General features: G+C 71.9%; 21 protein-coding genes. 7 read left to right on the top strand and 14 right to left on the bottom strand.

What is annotated here, in order from left to right:
• Nucleotides 1-6 precede the first annotated feature (6 nt).
• Complete coding sequence (gene hisH / locus BMY07_RS15975) at nt 7-642, bottom strand: imidazole glycerol phosphate synthase subunit HisH (RefSeq protein WP_092779166.1); 636 nt, start codon at nt 640-642, stop codon at nt 7-9.
• Nucleotides 643-758: 116 nt separating this feature from the next.
• Here hisH and BMY07_RS15970 point away from each other — a divergent pair, with 116 nt between their 5' ends.
• Complete coding sequence (locus tag BMY07_RS15970) at nt 759-1,022, top strand: hypothetical protein (protein WP_092778894.1); 264 nt, start codon at nt 759-761, stop codon at nt 1,020-1,022.
• Nucleotide 1,023: 1 nt separating this feature from the next.
• Here BMY07_RS15970 and BMY07_RS15965 read toward each other — a convergent pair whose 3' ends face one another.
• Both BMY07_RS15965 and BMY07_RS15960 read right to left on the bottom strand, forming a co-directional pair.
• Nucleotides 1,024-1,494, bottom strand: coding sequence for a DUF3558 family protein (locus BMY07_RS15965; RefSeq protein WP_245782434.1), 471 nt, complete (start codon nt 1,492-1,494; stop codon nt 1,024-1,026).
• Nucleotides 1,495-1,576: 82 nt separating this feature from the next.
• On the bottom strand, nt 1,577-1,975 hold the full coding sequence (locus BMY07_RS15960) for a hypothetical protein (RefSeq protein ID WP_245782414.1): 399 nt from the start codon (nt 1,973-1,975) through the stop codon (nt 1,577-1,579).
• A 113-nt stretch (nt 1,976-2,088) separates the two neighbouring features.
• Here BMY07_RS15960 and BMY07_RS15955 point away from each other — a divergent pair, with 113 nt between their 5' ends.
• The 3 genes from BMY07_RS15955 to BMY07_RS15945 are packed head-to-tail and all read left to right on the top strand — an operon-like array spanning nt 2,089 to nt 3,830.
• The gene (locus BMY07_RS15955; RefSeq protein WP_092779162.1) at nt 2,089-2,646 is read left to right on the top strand and encodes an RNA 2'-phosphotransferase; all 558 of its coding nucleotides are present in this window, start codon (nt 2,089-2,091) and stop codon (nt 2,644-2,646) included.
• A gap of 10 nt (nt 2,647-2,656) precedes the next feature.
• Nucleotides 2,657-3,121 (top strand): redox-sensitive transcriptional activator SoxR, encoded by a 465-nt coding sequence (soxR, locus tag BMY07_RS15950; protein ID WP_092778892.1) that lies wholly within the window; start codon nt 2,657-2,659, stop codon nt 3,119-3,121.
• A gap of 22 nt (nt 3,122-3,143) precedes the next feature.
• Nucleotides 3,144-3,830, top strand: coding sequence for a nitroreductase family protein (locus BMY07_RS15945; RefSeq protein WP_092778891.1), 687 nt, complete (start codon nt 3,144-3,146; stop codon nt 3,828-3,830).
• 4 nt (nt 3,831-3,834) lie between these two features.
• Here the strand turns inward: BMY07_RS15945 and BMY07_RS34360 are convergent, their stop codons facing one another.
• The 6 genes from BMY07_RS34360 to BMY07_RS15920 form a co-directional block, all read right to left on the bottom strand.
• Entirely contained in the window at nt 3,835-3,993 is a 159-nt protein-coding gene (locus BMY07_RS34360) for a hypothetical protein (protein ID WP_177215599.1), read from the bottom strand.
• Nucleotides 3,993-4,595: an imidazoleglycerol-phosphate dehydratase HisB gene (gene hisB, locus BMY07_RS15940; RefSeq protein WP_092778889.1), complete on the bottom strand. Its 603-nt coding sequence runs from the start codon at nt 4,593-4,595 to the stop codon at nt 3,993-3,995. Before hisB ends, BMY07_RS34360 begins: the two co-directional genes overlap by 1 nt.
• A complete protein-coding gene (locus BMY07_RS15935; protein WP_092778887.1) occupies nt 4,595-5,695 on the bottom strand; it encodes a histidinol-phosphate transaminase in 1,101 nt (366 codons plus the stop codon). Before BMY07_RS15935 ends, hisB begins: the two co-directional genes overlap by 1 nt.
• On the bottom strand, nt 5,692-7,014 hold the full coding sequence (hisD, locus tag BMY07_RS15930) for a histidinol dehydrogenase (protein WP_092778885.1): 1,323 nt from the start codon (nt 7,012-7,014) through the stop codon (nt 5,692-5,694). The genes BMY07_RS15935 and hisD overlap by 4 nt, the downstream gene beginning before the upstream one ends.
• 73 nt (nt 7,015-7,087) lie before the next feature.
• A complete protein-coding gene (locus BMY07_RS15925) occupies nt 7,088-8,269 on the bottom strand; it encodes an aminotransferase class V-fold PLP-dependent enzyme (RefSeq protein WP_245782413.1) in 1,182 nt (393 codons plus the stop codon).
• Nucleotides 8,254-9,747 (bottom strand): ABC transporter substrate-binding protein, encoded by a 1,494-nt coding sequence (locus BMY07_RS15920; protein WP_143073509.1) that lies wholly within the window; start codon nt 9,745-9,747, stop codon nt 8,254-8,256. Before BMY07_RS15920 ends, BMY07_RS15925 begins: the two co-directional genes overlap by 16 nt.
• 36 nt (nt 9,748-9,783) lie before the next feature.
• Between BMY07_RS15920 and BMY07_RS15915 the strand changes: the two genes are divergently transcribed.
• Complete coding sequence (locus BMY07_RS15915; RefSeq protein WP_092778880.1) at nt 9,784-10,563, top strand: carbon-nitrogen hydrolase family protein; 780 nt, start codon at nt 9,784-9,786, stop codon at nt 10,561-10,563.
• A gap of 350 nt (nt 10,564-10,913) precedes the next feature.
• Here the strand turns inward: BMY07_RS15915 and nadC are convergent, their stop codons facing one another.
• From nadC to nadA, 3 genes are read right to left on the bottom strand one after another with little or no spacing between them, the layout of a single operon-like run.
• Entirely contained in the window at nt 10,914-11,738 is an 825-nt protein-coding gene (gene nadC / locus BMY07_RS15910) for a carboxylating nicotinate-nucleotide diphosphorylase (RefSeq protein WP_092779160.1), read from the bottom strand.
• A 58-nt stretch (nt 11,739-11,796) separates the two neighbouring features.
• Entirely contained in the window at nt 11,797-13,419 is a 1,623-nt protein-coding gene (locus BMY07_RS15905; RefSeq protein WP_092778879.1) for an L-aspartate oxidase, read from the bottom strand.
• On the bottom strand, nt 13,416-14,423 hold the full coding sequence (nadA, locus tag BMY07_RS15900) for a quinolinate synthase NadA (RefSeq protein ID WP_092778878.1): 1,008 nt from the start codon (nt 14,421-14,423) through the stop codon (nt 13,416-13,418). Before nadA ends, BMY07_RS15905 begins: the two co-directional genes overlap by 4 nt.
• A gap of 59 nt (nt 14,424-14,482) precedes the next feature.
• Here nadA and BMY07_RS15895 point away from each other — a divergent pair, with 59 nt between their 5' ends.
• Nucleotides 14,483-15,190 (top strand): NUDIX hydrolase, encoded by a 708-nt coding sequence (locus BMY07_RS15895; protein WP_281245067.1) that lies wholly within the window; start codon nt 14,483-14,485, stop codon nt 15,188-15,190.
• A 64-nt stretch (nt 15,191-15,254) separates the two neighbouring features.
• Nucleotides 15,255-15,935: an LON peptidase substrate-binding domain-containing protein gene (locus tag BMY07_RS15890; RefSeq protein WP_092778877.1), complete on the top strand. Its 681-nt coding sequence runs from the start codon at nt 15,255-15,257 to the stop codon at nt 15,933-15,935.
• Between the two features lie 320 nt (nt 15,936-16,255).
• On the opposite strand, the gene BMY07_RS15885 is transcribed toward BMY07_RS15890, so the two are convergent.
• Both BMY07_RS15885 and bsaP read right to left on the bottom strand, forming a co-directional pair.
• Nucleotides 16,256-16,867, bottom strand: a complete 612-nt coding sequence (locus tag BMY07_RS15885; protein ID WP_092778876.1) for a DUF2567 domain-containing protein — start codon at nt 16,865-16,867, stop codon at nt 16,256-16,258.
• A 53-nt stretch (nt 16,868-16,920) separates the two neighbouring features.
• Nucleotides 16,921-17,115, bottom strand: a complete 195-nt coding sequence (gene bsaP / locus BMY07_RS15880) for a biotin synthase auxiliary protein BsaP (RefSeq protein ID WP_092778875.1) — start codon at nt 17,113-17,115, stop codon at nt 16,921-16,923.
• Nucleotides 17,116-17,118 lie beyond the last annotated feature (3 nt).

The following is a 17,118-nucleotide window of genomic DNA, read 5'->3' as shown; positions in this document are numbered from 1 at the left end:
GGCAGCCTAACCGGTGGCGTTCCTGAGCCAGTTCTCCAGCAGCCGCGCGCCCGCGTCGCCGGACTTCTCGGGGTGGAACTGGGTCGCCGACAGCGGCCCGTTCTCCGCCGCGGCAACGAAGTCGTCACCGTGGGTGGCCCAGGTGACCAGGGGCGCGGGCATCGGCGGCTCGGGGTTGAGCTCCCAGCGGCGCGCGGCGTACGAGTGCACGAAGTAGAACCGCGTGTCCGCGTCCATCCCCTCGAACAGCACGGACTTCTCCGGCGCGCGCACCGTGTTCCACCCCATGTGCGGCACGACGTCGGCCTCCAGCCGGTCGACCACCCCGGGCCACTCCGCGCAGCCCTCGGTCTCCACGCCGTGCTCGATGCCGCAGCCGAACAGGATCTGCATCCCCACGCAGATCCCCAACACCGGCCGCCCACCGGCGAGCCTGCGCCCGATGATCCGCTCACCCCGGACCGCCAGCAGCCCCTTCATGCACGCCGCGTATGCGCCCACCCCGGGCACCACCAGCGCGTCGCACTCCAGGGCGGCCTTGAAGTCCCCGGTCACCTCGACATCCGCCCCCACCCGGCGCAACGCCCGCTCCGCCGACCGGAGGTTCCCAGACCCATAATCCAACACGACGACTGATGCCACGCAGGTCAGCGTAGTCGCCACCGGCCGTGACAAAACCGTGACATCCCCGGACGATTGAGCGGCGTCGCGGCCGGGTACCCCCTCGTCGAATGGTGGGTCTGGGGATGGAGGCACCCATGGCGAGCAAGAGACGTGTCCGCTGGTCGTTAGCCGCGATCCTGACCACAGCCGCGGCGGTCGACGTCTACCTGGCCCTCTCCGAATCGGTCTGGTGGCCCCTGACCCTGGCCCCCATCTGGCTCGGCTTCGCCGCCGCCCTCCTGCTCCCCGCCCCGGAGCCGGTCACCATCCCCATGCCCCGCACCGCCCGCGAAGCCCTCTCCCTCGAAGGCTGGACCCTCCCCAGCCCCACCGGCCTGGCCACGGGCAGCGCCCGCTAGATCAGGGCAGTCGGGCCTCGACCTTTTCGGCCACCGCCATCGCGGGCTCACACAACGCGGCCGAGTTCCGCCCGATGGCCCGCACGTCAACCCGCGACTTGGCCGTGACCTCCAGGGCGACGATGCAGCCGGAGTCCATGTCACCGAGGGCCTTGACCCCTCTACGCCCTCCTACCTGAACCGGCGTTCTCTCGTGCTCGGTGACGAGGTCCCCGACCGCGCGCTCCTTGTAGAAGGTCACGTCGATCGAGTAGCTGTCGGCGGCGAGCGGCTTCTCCACACGCCACAGGCAGGAACTCCTGGTCTTGGTCTCCTGCTCCTCACCCTCGGTCGAGATGGCGAGCGCCCTGATGTCCGAGGCAGACAGCAACGAGCACGCCTTGATCGAGGCCGAGGGCACCGGACTCGATCCAGAGGACGTGGGCGGGGTGGCCGAGGGGGTCGCGGGCCAGGTCCGCACCTCAGTCGGCATCCCCGGCGTTTGCGAGGTGCAGCCTGCCAACACCGCGACGGCGACCGCCGCCACCCCGAACAACCATGACCGCCTCACGTGATCAACTTCCCCCTTCGCCGAGCCCGTTCGCGGCCTGCGCGTCGGCCTCCTGGTAGTTCGCCATCGCTTGCACGATGGCCTGCTCCGCCGCGACCAAGGACTCGCCGAAGCGGAGGATCTGGGTGATGAATCCGGCCTCGTCGCCTGCAACGCGCCGCATGAAGGGTTTCATCACCTCAGCGTTGGTCGAGCTCCCCAGCATCGGCTCTTGGTGGAGGCGGTCGAAGTTGACGCGCTCCCGGTCGATCCAGGCAAGCATGTCACGGATGGGCTTCAGCAGGGCTTGGCCGCCGTGGTCGTTGACGCTGAAAGCGCCGCGGGCGGCCAGGGCGGCGAACTCGCCCACGGCGGCTCCGATGGCTCCGGGTGGGCCGGGGTCGGGGGGAGTCTCCTCGCTCACGGGGCGACCGTAGCGGGGTTGCCCTGGTGGCAACCGGTGGATCGGTGGGGATACTCCGAACGTGGTGGAAATGGGGTGTGGGCGGCTGTGCGGGCGTGTTCTACTCCCATGACATGGAAGATCAGATGGTTGTTCGCCTCTCGAAGAGGCTTTCGAAGGTGCTCAGGCACGATCCCGGCAGTATCGGCGTCACGTTGGACGCGGCTGGGTGGATCGATGTAGACGAGTTGCTCCAAGCGCTTGCGCGGCATGGCACGAGGATGTCGCGGGGCACTCTGGATCGGGTTGTGGCTGAGAACAACAAGTCCCGGTTCGCGTTCGACGAAAGTGGGACGAGGATTCGGGCGAGCCAGGGGCATACCGTTGCCGTGGAGCTCGGGCTGCCGGAGGCGGTTCCTCCCCCCGTCCTCTACCACGGCACCGTGGCCGCGGCGATGGAGGGGATCCGCGCGGAGGGGTTGCGGCCCATGAAGCGCCACCACGTGCACCTGTCGGCGACCACGGACACGGCTACCAGGGTGGGTGCCAGGCGGGGTGTGCCGATCGTGCTCGCGGTCGATGCCAAGGGGATGGCCGGGGCCGGGCACGTGTTCCTGATCAGCGAGAACGGTGTCTGGCTCACCGCGCACGTGCCGGTGGAGTACCTCGACCTACCTGGAGCTGCCGGGTAGGGTCGGCGGGGTGTCCACACTGCCCGACTCTCTGACCATCGGCGAGGTCGCCGACCGCAGCGGCGTCCCGCACACGGCACTGCGGTTCTACGAGGAGCGCGGGCTCATCTTCTCCGAGCGCACGTCGGGCAACCAGCGGCGCTACCCGAGGGCGGTGCTGCGCAGGCTCGCGTTCATCCGCACCGCGCAGCGGGTCGGCCTGAGCCTGGAGGAGATCCACGCCGCGCTGGACACGCTGCCCGAGCGCCGCACCCCCACGAAGCTCGACTGGGCCAGGTTGTCCAAGGCGTGGCGGACCGAGCTCGACGCCCGCATCGACGCGCTGCAACGCCTGCGCGACAACCTGACCTCCTGCGTCGGGTGCGGCTGCCTGTCGCTGAAGTCCTGCCACCTGGTCAACACCGACGACCGGCTGGCCGCGTTCGGACCCGGTGCCCCGCGCCTCAAGGCCGCGAGCGAGGGCGGCATCGACTGACCCGGGGGTCCATGATGGTCCGATGGAACCCTGGAGCCCCATCCACGGCAGGCCGTTCGCCCCGGTCCCCTACCGCCCCGCGCGGATGCCGGTCGACGAGTCCCTGCAGGTCGCCACCCAACTGCGGCACCGCATGCAGCAGCGGCGCACGGTCCGCCAGTTCTCCCCCGACCCGGTGCCGGAACAGCTCGTGCTCGACGCGATCGCGGTGGCGGCGACAGCGCCGTCCGGAGCACACCAGCAGCCCTGGACGTTCGTGCTCGTGCGCGATCCCGACGTCCGCGCCAGGATCCGGGCCGCCGCCGAGGAGGAAGAGCGCATCTCCTACGAGGGCAGGCTCGGTGACGAGTGGCTGTCCGCGTTGCTCCCCCTGGGGACCGACACCCACAAACCGCACCTCACCGACGCCCCGTTCCTGCTGGTGGTCTTCGAGCAGCGCTACTACCTCGACGGCGACACCCAGCACAAGCACTACTACGTGGGCGAGTCCGTGGGCATCGCGGTCGGCATGCTGCTCACCGCGCTGCACCTGTCCGGCCTGGCAGCGTTGACGCACACGCCCAGCCCCATGCGGTTCCTGGCCGAGGTGCTCGACCGGCCGCGCAACGAGAAGGCGTTCGCGGTCATCCCGATCGGCTACCCCGCCGACGACGCCGTGGTACCCGACCTGGTCCGCAAGGGCATGGACCAGGTGGTCGTCGAGCGGTGACGGCTCAGGACGTGTACCAGGCGATGGCGCCGCCGACGGCGAGGACGGCGAGCACCGCCAGCACACCGGCGACGACCTTGGCCGTCTTCCACGTCGTGTAGACGCCGCCGACGAGGACGCCCGCGAGGGCGACCAGCGCGACGACCACCACCTCTTTCGGCACTACAGCACACCCTTCGTGGACGGGATGCCGCCGATCCGGGGATCCGGCTCGGCGGCGGCCCGCAGCGCGCGGGCGAAGGCCTTGTACTCGGCCTCGGTGATGTGGTGCGGGTCGCGGCCGTGGACGACGCGCAGGTGCAGGGCGATCTGGGCGTGGAAGGCGATCGACTCGAACACGTGCCGGTTGAGCACCGTCGGGTAGTTGCCGCCGACGGTGAAGCCGACCATGACCTCGGGTTCGCCGGTGTGCACGCAGTAGGGCCGACCGGAGACGTCGATGGCGGCGTGCGCCAGGGTCTCGTCCATCGGGATCCAGGCGTCGCCGAAGCGGCGGATGCCCGACTTGTCGCCGAGCGCGGCGCGCAGGGCCTGGCCGAGCACGATCGCGACGTCCTCGACGGTGTGGTGCGCGTCGATGTGGGTGTCGCCGGTCGCGCGGACGACCAGGTCCAGCGCGCCGTGGCTGCCGAAGGCGGTCAGCATGTGGTCGTAGAACGGGACGCCGGTGTCGATCTCGACCTTGCCGGAGCCGTCGAGGTCGACCTCGACGAGCACCGAGGACTCCCGGGTGGTCCGCTCGACGCGGCCGACGCGGTTGCTCATCACACGATCTCCTTGCTGGCGGCCAGGAACGCGTCGTTCTCGGCCGGGGTGCCGACGGTGACGCGCAGGTGACCGGGGACGCCGACATCGCGCACGAGCACCCCACGGTCCAAATAGGACTGCCAGGCGGCCTGCGGTGACCCGAACTGTCCGAAGAGGATGAAGTTGGCGTCGCTGGGCACGACGGCGAACCCGAGTCCGGTCAGCTCGGCGACCACCCGGTCGCGCTCGGCGGCCAGGGCGTGCACCGACGCGAGCGTTCCCGGGGCGTGCCGGAGCGCGGCGCGGGCGGCGGCCTGGGTCAGCGAGGACAGGTGGTACGGCAGGCGCACCAGCAGCAGCGCGTCGACCACGGCGGGCGCGGCGGCGAGGTAGCCGAGCCTGCCCCCGGCGAACGCGAACGCCTTGCTCATGGTGCGGCTGACGATGACCCGCGTGGGGAACTCGTCGATGAGGTGCACCGCGCTGTCCTGCGGGGAGAACTCGGCGTAGGCCTCGTCGACCACCACGATCCCCGAGGTCGCCTCGACCAGCCTGCGCAGGTCGGCCAGCGGGATCGACTGCCCGGTGGGGTTGTTGGGGCTGGTCACGAACACCACGTCCGGGGCCCGTTCGGCCAGCACGGCCACCGCCGCGGCCACGTCGAGCGAGAAGTCGGCGCGGCGCGGGGTGGGCGCCCAGTCGGTGCGGGTGCCCGCGGCGATGATCGGGTGCATCGAGTACGACGGCTCGAAGCCGAGTGCGGTGCGACCCGGGCCGCCGAAGGCCTGGAGGATCTGCTGGAGGATCTCGTTGGACCCGTTGGCGGCCCACAGGTTCGCCACCGTCAGCGGGGCACCGGTTGCTCCGGCGAGGTAAGAGGCCAGGTCAGTGCGTAGAGCGACGGCGTCGCGATCGGGGTAGCGGTGCAGGGTCTCCGCGATCTCCGCGACAGCGGCGGTGAGGTCGGCGACCAACTCCGGCGGTGGCGGGTAAGGGTTCTCGTTGGTGTTGAGCTGGACCGGTACGTCCAACTGTGGCGCCCCGTATGGGGTGCGGCCACGCAGGTCCTCGCGCAGCGGCAGGTCTGACAGTGCCGCCCGCTCTCCGGGGGCGCTCACGAGAGGTCCCGGAAACGCGCGGTGACAGCCTGGCCGTGCGCGGGCAGGTCTTCCGCGTTGGCGAGCGCGACGACGTGACCGGCGACCTCGCGCAGCGCGTCCTCGGTGTAGTCGACGACGTGGATGCCGCGCAGGAAGGTCTGCACGGACAGGCCTGACGAGTGCCGCGCGCAGCCACCGGTGGGCAGCACGTGGTTCGATCCGGCGCAGTAGTCGCCGAGCGAGACGGGGGCGTAGGCGCCGACGAAGACCGCGCCCGCGTTGCGCACCCGGGCCGCCAGTTCGCGGGCGTTCGCGGTCTGGATCTCCAGGTGCTCGGCCGCGTAGGCGTCGACCACGCGCAGCCCGTCCTCCACAGTGGACACCAGGACGGTGCCGGACTGCGGGCCGGTCAGCGCGGTGGTGACCCGCTCGCTGTGCTTGGTCGCCTTGACCTGCCTGGCGAGCTCGTCGTCGACCGCGTCGGCCAGCTCGACCGAGTCGGTGACCAGGACGCTGGCCGCCAGCGGGTCGTGCTCGGCCTGGCTGATCAGGTCGGCGGCGACGTGCACCGGGTCGGCCCCGGCGTCGGCGAGGATCGCGATCTCGGTGGGCCCGGCCTCGGAGTCGATGCCGATGAGGCCGCGCAGCAGCCGCTTGGCCGCGGTCACGTAGATGTTGCCGGGCCCGGTGATCATGTCGACCGGGTCGAGCGCGGCGCCGTCGGTGTCGGTGCCGCCGTGCGCGAGCAGGGCGACCGCCTGCGCGCCGCCGAGCGCCCACACCTCGTCGACGCCGAGCAGCGCCGCGGCGGCCAGGATCGTCGGGTGCGGCCTGCCGCCGAAGTCGGCCTGCGCGGGCGAGCACACCACCAGCGACTCGACGCCGGCGGCCTGCGCCGGGACGACGTTCATGACCACGCTGGACGGGTACACGGCCAGCCCGCCCGGCACGTAGAGGCCGACCCGGCCGACCGGGACCCAGCGCTCGGTGACGGTGCCGCCCGGGACGACCTGGGTGGTGACGTCGGTGCGCCGCTGGTCGCCGTGCACGCGCCTGGCGCGGGCGATCGACTCCTCCAGCGCGGCCCGCACGGCCGGGTCCAGCTCGGCCAGCGCCGTGGTCAGCTCGGCGGCGGGCACCCGCACGGAGGCGGGCCGGACGCCGTCGAACTGCTCGGTGTAGTCGAGGGCGGCGGCGACACCGCGGGCGCGCACGTCCTCGACGATCGGCCGGACCCGATGCAGCACCTGGTCCACGTCGACCTCGGCCCGCGGCAGCGTGGTGCGCAGCTCGGCGGACGACGGGAGGGCGGAACGCAGATCGGTACGGGAGAGCATGGGGTCCTTCCATCGACGGGACCCGACAAGAATATGCGCTCGCGTTATGACCGTCCGCGCCCGGTACCGCAGGTCACAGCCTCGCGACCGCGTCGACCGCCCGTTCGATCTGACCGTCGGCGACGAAGTAGTGCGGTGACGCCCGAACTACCTGCTCAAGGCCTCGTCGGCTCATGTCGTGGCGAGTCGAGGTCACCCTGCTGACGGTGACGGTGATGTCGCGTTCGGCTAGAGCGGCCTTGACGTCATCGGCGGCCATACCGTCGATGGTGAAGCTGACGATGCCGCTGGGGTGCTCGCCCAGGTCGCGGACGGTAGCCCTGGGCAACCGCGCTAGGCCTGCCCGGAGGCGGTTGGCCCTGTCGGTGACGCTAGCGGCGATGCGGTCGAGGCCCAGGTCCAGCGCGTAGCGGAAGGCCACGAGCAGGCCGAGCCGGTCGGCGATGCTGTTCTCCCAGAGCTCGAACACCCGGGCGTCCTCGCGGAGGGCGATCTCGCTCGGTCCGGTCCAGGTGGCGCCCGCGAGGTCGACCAAACGGGGGCGGAGGCGGGTGAGGGCGTCGCGGCGGACGACGAGGACGCCGGTGCCGCGCGGGCCGCGCAGCCACTTGCGGCCGGTGCCGGTGATCACGTCGGCGCCGGTGCCCGCGAGGGTGACCGGCAGTTGGCCGATGGACTGGCAGGCGTCGAGGAGGACCAGAGCGCCTGCCTCGCGGGCGATGGCGGCGGCTCCCGCGACGGGACTGACCACGCCGCCGTTGGTGGGCACGTGCACCAGCGAGACCAGCTTGACCCGTTCGTCCAAGGTGTCGCGTAGGGCGTCGAGGTCGATGAGGCCGTCCGCACCTGATGGCACTAGCTCGACCGTTGCGCCTACCTGCTGGGCCAGGTTCAGGAGTGCGATGGCGTTGCCGCCGTACTCGACCTCGGTGGTGAGGATCCGGTCCCCTTGCGTCAACGGGACGGCGTCGAGGACGGACAACCAGGAGCGGGTAGCGCTGTCGGTGAAGGCCACCTCATCAGGCGCACACCCGAAGAACTCCGCCGCGAGGCCGTAGCCGGCCTCTAGGTCGTCGAGCCGCTCTCCGTATGCGCGGTAGCCGCCGACCTCGGCCTCGCGGCGCACATGGTTGACGACCTCGTCGACCACCGACTGCGGCGGTAGGGACGAACCCGCGCTGTCGAGGAAGACCTGTGTGGCCGCGCTAGGGGTGTCTTCTTGAGCTAGTTCTGCCGGGATCAGTTGGGTGTCCACGCTTGCAGGTTCCACCAAGGCCCCCAGGTGTGGTCGGTGCCGGTGGCGTCTACCACCGGCGTGTAGCCGGTCCAGTTGTCTCGCAGGACGTAACTGTGGGTCGGTACGGCCAGCACTGCCATCGACGGCGTGGTGGCGTAAGCGCGTTGCAGGGCACGGAACGCGACGGCGCGTTGGGCTGGATCGGTCGTGGTGCGCGCGACGTCGAGTGCGGAAGAGGTCTCCCCGCCCGCGGGGTGCAAGAGCGGGTAGAGGGCTTGGTCGAGCGTGAACGGGTCGCCGTAAGAGAACAGCCACGGTAGTGACTTGGCCGTTGAGTCGGCGGTGACCTTGATGCCGATCGCGGCGGCCGCTTTGGTGAACTCGGTGGCCAGGTCGCGGTCGACCACGTCGGTCGGCGGGAAGGCCAGGGCGAACTCGGCCCGCTCCCCCGCCTTGACCCGCACGCCGTCCGGACCGGGCACCCACCCGGCGGCGTCGAGGACGGACTTGGCGCGGGTGACGTCGTGGTCGATGTGCGCGCCGGGCTCGACGAACTCTGGGAGCACCGGCGGCACCGGTAGCGACAACGGCACGCCCTGGCCCGCTAGAGCGTCATTCACGATCTCTTGCCGATCCACGGCGAGGTTGAGCGCGAGCCGCACGGCAGGGTCAGCGGTGACTCCCTGGTCTGCGAACGCGACAGCGTGCACATCCGCCGCGCGCTGCTCGACAACGGTGAGGCCGTCGGCTTTGCTGAACTCTCGCGCCAACCGCGGCGGCAGCTCTGTCCCGTCGAGTTTGCCGTCACGCATGCGCTTGGCGCGGTCTTGGTCGTCCTGGATGAACTCGACGGTCACGGTCGTGATGGCAGGCCTACCGCCGAAGTAGGCCTTGTTCGCGGTCAGCGTCATCTGCTGACCTGGTCGCCACTCGACGAGTTGGTACGGCCCGGTGCCGATCGGCTTGGCCGGAGTGCTGGCCTGCGCGGGGATACCGAGCACGAGCAGGTCCAGGAAGTCCGCATAGGGCTGACGGAGGTCGAACCGCACAGTGCGCTGGTCGACGGCGTTGACCTTGTCGAGCATCCAGAACCGGTCACGAAGCGCGGACGCCGGGTCGAGCACCCTCCGGTACGCGGCTGCCACCACTGCGGCGTCGAGCGCCCCGCCGTTGGTGAACGACACGTCGTCCCGCAGGCGCGCGGTCCAGGACAGGCCGTCCGCGCTCGGCTCCGGCAGGGCACTGGCCAGCACGGGGCGCAGCGTGCCGCTCGGCTGGTGCTCGACCAGCCCGTCGAAGATCTTCGCGGCCCCGAACAGCGCGTACCCGTCCACCGGGTCCAGCGAGTTCGGCTCGGCGGCCACCCCGATCACCATCGACGTGCCCGCCGGGTCACCCGAGGCGGGCGGCGCGGGATCCGGGGTGCAGGCGAGCGTCGCGCAGCCAAGTACCCCCAGGACGATGACGAGAACCGGTCGGCGCGGCAGGATCGGCACAGACGCCGACACTAGTCCACAACCAGGGAGACCCCCGTGCGCGTAGCGCTGAGTCAGATCAGCTCCACCCCGGACCCGGCGGCCAACCTCGACCAGGTCCGCGCCCAGGTCGCGCTCGCCGCCGCCGAGGGCGCCAGGATCGTGCTGTTCCCCGAGGCGACGATGGCCAACTTCGCGGTGCCGCTGGGGCCGATCGCCGAACCGCTGGACGGCCCGTGGGCGAGCGCGGTCCGGCAGATCGCCGACGACGCCGGGGTGGTGGTCGTGGCGGGCATGTTCACCCCGTCGCCGGACGGCCGGGTGCTCAACACGACCCTGGTGACCGGCCAGGGCCTGCACCTGGGCTACGACAAGATCCACCTGTTCGACGCCTTCGGCTTCCAGGAGTCCCGCACGGTCGCCCCCGGCACCGAGGTCGTCACCTTCGACCTCGACGGCCACACCTTCGGCCTCGCGACCTGCTACGACATCCGCTTCCCGGAACTGTTCCGCGCCCTGGCCGACAAGGGCGCCACCACGATCCTGCTCGGCGCGTCGTGGGGGGCGGGCCCGGGCAAGCAGGACCAGTGGAACCTCCTGCTCCGAGCCCGCGCCCTCGACGCCACCACCCTGCTCCTGGCCGCCGCCCAAGCCGACCCCGGCCCCGTCGAGGGCAACACCCCCCTCGGCATCGGCTACAGCGCCGCCATCGGCCCCCGCGGCGAGGTCCTGGACCAACTGGGAGCCGACCCCGCGACCATCCTGACCGACATCGACCCCGCTCGCGTGGAGGAAGCCCGCACCGCCATCCCCGTCCTGGCCAACCGCCGCCTCTGACCCGTGGCCCCTGCCGGGCCAGGTCCCACCCCTGCCCAGCCCCCACCCACTCCGGGGGGCGTCCCTGTGCCAGTCTATCGGTGCCCCCCGACAGGCGATCTTGAAACCAGCCCCGCCAAGATCCAGATGTGGATAACTTCTGTCGCCCACAAGGGGGAACTCCGGTCGGGGGTCACGCGGGGAGACGCAGGTCAACGGCGTGGGGCCGGGTGAGGGAGGGCGCAGGCACGGCAAGTCGGGAAACCGGAGCGGCGACAGGACAGGATCCAGTCGCTCCACGAGGACCTGGTGATCGACGGCGATGGCCAGGGTGCGCGCCCTGGCCATCACGTGCCTCAACAGCCCTGAGGTCAGGGGGCGCGGAGGTCCATGCCGAGGTCCAGGGCCGGGGAGGAGTGGGTGAGGGCGCCGACCGCCAGGTAGTCGACGCCGGTGGCGGCGTAGGCGGGGGCTTGGGGGAGGGTGAGGCCGCCGGAGGCTTCGAGGCGGGTGGTGGTGCCGGTGGCCCGGCGGACGGCCTCGACGCAGTCGGGGATGGTGAAGTTGTCCAGGAGGACGAGTTCGGCGTTCTCCGCCAGGGCCTCGTCGAGCTGGTCCAGGGTGTCGACCTCCACCTCGACCGACAGGTGGGGGGCGTGCGCGCGGGCCGCGAGCAGGGCGGCACGCACGGACCCGGCGGTGACGACGTGGTTGTCCTTGATGAGGATCGCGTCGCCGAGGCCGAGGCGGTGGTTGACGCCGCCGCCGCAGCGCACCGCGTACTTCTCCAGCAGCCGCAGGCCGGGCAGGGTCTTGCGGGAGTCGCGGACCTGGGCGCCGGTGTCGGCGACCGCGGACACCCAGGCGGCGGTCGCGGTCGCGATGCCGGACAGGTGGCACAGGAAGTTCAACGCGGTGCGCTCGGCGGTCAGCAGTTGCCGCACGTTGCCCCGCACGACCAGGACGGGCTTGCCCGCCAGCACCGCCGACCCATCCTCCACACAGGACTCGACCGCCAGGTCGGACACGACCCGCCGCAACACTTCCAGCGCCACCGGCACCCCGGCAACGACCCCACCCCGGCGCGGGGTGAACTCGGCGACCGCCACCGCCGACGCGGGGACCGTGGCCTCCGTCGTCGCGTCCGGCCCGTAGCGGAGGTCCTCCGCCAAGGCCGTCTCCACGGCCCGCACCATGTCATCCCGGTCGATCACGCCACACCTCGCCCAGCCGTCACGATTGCCCACCACGGAGTCATGCCGCACCGCGGTGGGCGTTGATGGTGCCCAGCACCGGCTGGCCGGTCGGGGTCAGCCGGACCAGCTGGCTGTGGCGCCAGGTCTCCTCGCGCTGGGGGAAGTCGAGGCGCACGTGGCAGCCGCGGGACTCCCGGCGCTGCGAGGCCGAGGCGATGAGCGCCCGGCCGACGAGGGTCAGCGCCGCGTCCTCCACCAGCACCCGCGACGTCAGCGACCGATCCACAACGGACACGTCGAGCACCGAGCCCACCACGGCCAACCCCTCGGCGTCGCGGCCGATGGCGGCGTAGCGGCTCATCACCCGCTGCAGCGAGTCGCGGTCCGCCACCGGGGCGACCGGCAGCGCACCGACGACGGCGGTGCGCGGGTCGGCCAACCGGCCGCAGGCCAGGTCGGCGGCGACGGCCTCGGCGGCCCGCGCCCCCACCACCAGCCCCTCCAGCAAGCTGTTGGACGCCAACCGGTTCGCGCCGTGCAGGCCGTTGCTCGCGACCTCGCCGGCCGCGTACAGGCCGACGACCGGTGTGCGTCCATCCACATCGGACACCACGCCGCCGCACGCGAAGTGCGCGGCGGGCGCCACCGGGATCGGCTGCGCGGACGGGTCGACCCCCGCCGAGGCGCAGGCCGCGTACACCGTCGGGAACCGCGTGCGGAACGTCGCGGCGTCGAGGTGGGTCGCGTCCAGGAAGACGTGGTCGTCGACGCCGCCGCGCTCCAGGGCCATGTGGCGGGTGATCGCGGCGGCCACGACGTCGCGCGGGGCCAGGTCGGCCAGCGGGTGCACCCCCTGCATCACGCGCTCCCCCAGCGCATCGATGAGAACAGCGCCCTCGCCGCGCACAGCCTCGGTGACCAACGGGCAACGTCCCCGCGCGCCCTGCCCCGTGTAGAGCACGGTCGGGTGGAACTGCACGAACTCGACGTCCGCAACAGGCGCCCCGGCGCGCAACGCCAGCGCCAGGCCGTCTCCCGTTGCGACGTCAGGGTTCGACGTCGCCTGGTAGAGCTGTCCGAGCCCGCCCGTTGCGAGCAGGACCGCCGAGGCCGTCAACACGCCGGGCACGCCCGCACCGTCGAGCACGTGCAGCCCCGCCACCGCACCGGACGGCGCCTTCAGCGCCTGCACCGCGACGTGGTTCTCCAGCACCGGGATCCGGCCGTCCCGGGTCGCCGAGAGCAACGCGCGCTCGACCTCCGCACCCGTCGCGTCCCCGCCCGCGTGCACCACCCGGAACGCGGTGTGCCCGCCCTCGCGGGTCCGGGCCAACCTGCCGTCGGGACCGGAGTCGAACACCGCCCCCAGGTCCATCAACCGGGCCACCGCGGCCGGACCGCCGAAGACGATCTCGCGCACGGCGGCCTCGTCGCACAGCCCGGCACCGGCCACCAGGGTGTCCGCGACGTGCCGCTCGACCGAGTCGCCGTCGTCGTGCTCACCGGGCAGCACCACCGCGACGCCGCCCTGCGCCCAGCGGGTGTTCCCGTCGCCCGCGGCCCCCTTGGTGACCACGAGGACCCGCAGTCCCAACGACTGCGCGCGCAGTGCCGCGGTCAGCCCCGCGACGCCCGTCCCGACGACGACCAGGTCGGCGCGGGCCTCCCAGCACGGGCTCATTCCCCACCGCCGGGTTGGCCGATCTCGATCATGCGCTGCACCGCGCCGCGCGCCCTGGCCGCGGTGTCGGGGTCGACGTGCACCTCGTCGCGGTTCTCCCGCAGCGACCGCAGCAGCGCCGCCGGGGTGATCATCTTCATGTACCGGCACGAGGCGCGGTCGTTGACCGCGGAGAACTCGATGTCCGGCGCCGCCTTGCGCAGCTGGTGGATCATGCCGATCTCGGTGGCCACCAGCACCGACTTGGCGCTGGTCGCCCGCGCCTGGGTGACCATGTCGCCGGTGGAGAGGATCTTGACCCGCTCCGGGGCGACGATGCCCTCGCCCGCGAGGTAGAGCGCCGAGGTGGCGCACCCGCACTCGGGGTGGATGAACAGGTCGGCGTCGGGGTTGGCGGCGGCCCGCTCGGCCAGCTCCGGGCCGTTGATGCCCGCGTGCACGTGGCACTCCCCGGCCCAGATGTGCATGTTCTCCCGGCCGGTCTCGCGCTTGACGTGCGCGCCGAGGAACTGGTCCGGCAGGAAGAGCACCTCGCGGTCGGTCGGGATCGAGCGCACGACGTCGACGGCGTTGGACGAGGTGCAGCAGATGTCGGTCTCGGCCTTCACCTCGGCGGTGGTGTTCACGTAGGACACCACCACCGCGCCGGGGTGCTCGGCCTTCCAGGCGCGCAGCTCGGCGCCGGTGATGGAGTCGGCGAGCGAGCAGCCCGCGCGCTCGTCCGGGATCAGGACGGTCTTCTCGGGACTCAGGATCTTCGCGGTCTCGGCCATGAAGTGCACGCCGCAGAAGATGATGGTCGATGCCGAGCTGGAGGCGGCGATGCGGCTGAGCGCCAGCGAGTCACCGGTGTGGTCGGCGATGTCCTGGATCTCGGGCAGCTGGTAGTTGTGCGCCAGCAGCACCGCGTCCCGCTCCCGCGCGAGCTCGCGCACCTCGTCCCGCCACGCGGCGTCCGCCTCCACCCCGCCGTAGGGGGTCAGGTCGATCGTGTCCGCGGTCATGGGGTCCTCCTGTCGTGTCCGATTTCCGATCCCGAGGTTTTCGCCTTAGGATCGAAAACATGACCGATGCTACCACCGGCGCCCCACCGCTCGTCCACGAAGTACTGGCCGCGGTGCTGCAGGTGAGGCAGGGATCACTGCGCGTGCTGCTGTGGGAGCGCGCCATGGAACCGCACGCGCACCGCTGGTCACTGCCGGGCGGGCGGCTGCGCGCCGACGAGGACGTGGAGGCCTCGATCCGCAGGCAGCTCGCCGAGAAGGTGGACGTGCGGCAGGTGTCGCACGTGGAGCAACTGGCGGTGTTCAGCGCGCCGGAGCGGGTCCCCGGTCCCCGGGTCGTCGCCACCGCGTTCCTCTGCCTGGTGCCCTCCCACCTGGACCCGGAGCTGCCGGAGGACACCGCGTGGCAGCCGCTGTCAGCGCTGCCGCGGCCGGCCTTCGACCACGAGTCGATCGCCTTACGCGCCCGTAATCGGCTGCGTGCGAAGCTGTCTTACACAAACATCGGATTCGCCCTCGCCCCGCCCGTGTTCACCATCTCCGCGCTGCGGGAGCTGTACTCGGCCGCGCTGGGCTACCGGGTGTCGGCGACCAACCTGCAGCGGGTGCTGTCGCGGCGGGGGCTGCTGGAGCCGACCGGGCAGACCGCGCGGCCGGGTCGGGCCGGTGGGCGACCGGCGGCGCAGTTCCGGTTCGCCGACAGCACAATGGCCGTCACCGACCCGTTCGCGGTGCTCAAGCCCCCTGCCGACGAGCGCGGGAAGTAGCCGGGAATCGACCGGCCGCCACTATCGGACAGCGGGCGGTTGCGCTTCGTCGTAGCGTTGTCGCGTGGCCGATTCGCTTCCGCTGTTCCCGCTTCGGGCGGTGCTGCTACCCGGGGCGAACCTGCCTTTGCACATCTTCGAGCCCCGCTACCGGCAGCTGACCGTCGACCTGGTGACCGGCGCGCTGCCCGAACGCGTGTTCGGCGTGGTCGCGCTGCAGCCCTCCACCGACCACGAGGTCACCGACATCTCCCAGCTGCGCCCGATCGGCTGCTCGGCGGCGTTGCGGCAGGCCAAGCGGCTGCCGGACGGGCGCTACGACATCATCAGCACCGGGGACCGCCGGTTCCGGCTGCTGGAGATCGACACCACCGCGGCCCCCTACCTGATGGGGACCGTGGAGTGGGTGCCCGACACCGAGCAGCCCACCTCGGCGGTGGAGTCGGTGACGATGCTGGTGGACGCCGCCAGGGCCGCGCACCGCCGCTACTGCAACGCGGCCTGGCGCAGCGACGACTGGACCGAGCCGGACGCCGACACCGAGACGGTGAAGCTGGCGCACACCCTCGCGGCGGACTGCCTGCTCAGCCTGGAGGACCGGCAGCGGCTGCTGGAGGAGACCAGGCCGCTGCACCGGCTGCGGATGGTCGGGCAGCTGCTCAACCGGGAGGCCGGGATCCTCTCCGCCCTGCACGCGGTCCCCGCTCCGCCCTCGGAGTTCAACACCCCGCTCTGCCTGAACTAGCCGCTCAAGATCATCCGTGCTGAGCAGCCCCGGTACACAGCCTTCCGCAGCGCACCGACAGGGATCGGTGCGCGCGCGGGAGGCTGTGGAGCGTCACGGGGTTGTGGACAGCGTGGTTGTGGACAGCCTGGTAGTGGACAGCGTGGATGTCGCACGACGTGGTCGTGGACGACTCCGTGGTGCACGGAGCGCGCGGTGGTCCTGTGGGTGACTCGCGAGCGGCATGACGGTTCCGCGGTCGCTGTGAGTGGGCTCGCGGCGAGCGGGGGCGTCGGCCGGGGTCGCGGTCTGCCGTGAGCTCCGGCACGGCGCGAGCCGGGTCAGCCGAGGCGGCGGCCTAGGTCGTCGCGACCGTTCCAGGCGGCGGCGATGCCGTAGCTGAGGGCGGTGCCGAGCGGCCAGGCGAGCACGGCCCAGGCGGATTCCAGGCGCGGGGCCAGGGTCAGCACGTCACCGACGGCGGGCGCGGAGGGCAGCGCGAACCGGGCCTGCGCCCACGACAACCCCACCTGGTACGCCAACCACGCGGCCAGCACCGAGCCGAGCACGGCGGCGATCAGCAGCACCGGGCCACGGCGTTCGCGCAGCAGCCACACCGCCGCACCGGTGACGACGCCCGCGGCGAGACCGAGGAGCATGAACAGCACCAGGTCGTCGAACCGGTGGTAGCTCTCCGTGCGCAGCGCGACCGGGGTGCCGTCTGCCACGACCTGCACCAACAGCCCCGGCGCGAGCCGCGACCACAGGTAGCCGACCGCGAGACCGAGCAGCGAGACCGTGGACAGCACGCTGAGCGCGGGCAGCAGGTCGCGCTTGACGTGCACCTGCGGCGGGACGCGGTCGGGCCACGACGACGGGTACGCGGGCAGCGCTCCGGGCGGCACGGGTAGTGGCTCCTGCGCGTCCTGCGTCCGCACCGGCTGATCCGCCACCCGTCGACCTCCACCTCACGAGCACTCGGACCGGGTCCGGTCCGCCCGCGAGACTAGCCCGTCCGCGCCGCGCTGGTCGTGTCACCGTGCCTGCTGCACCGCGCGGACCAGCCGACCGGGGTCACCTGGACCACCATCCGGCGGGCGCAGTCGGGGCAGAAGCGCGGCGGCTCCAACGCGGCGCGCGGACCGCGGCAGCCGGGGTGCTCGCCCTCGGCGTCGGGTCGGCCGCAGTGCACGCAGTACACGGG

Source organism: Actinokineospora terrae (genome assembly GCF_900111175.1).
Taxonomy (GTDB): Bacteria; Actinomycetota; Actinomycetes; order Mycobacteriales; family Pseudonocardiaceae; genus Actinokineospora; species Actinokineospora terrae.
This window is presented reverse-complemented; position numbering and strand designations above follow the sequence as displayed.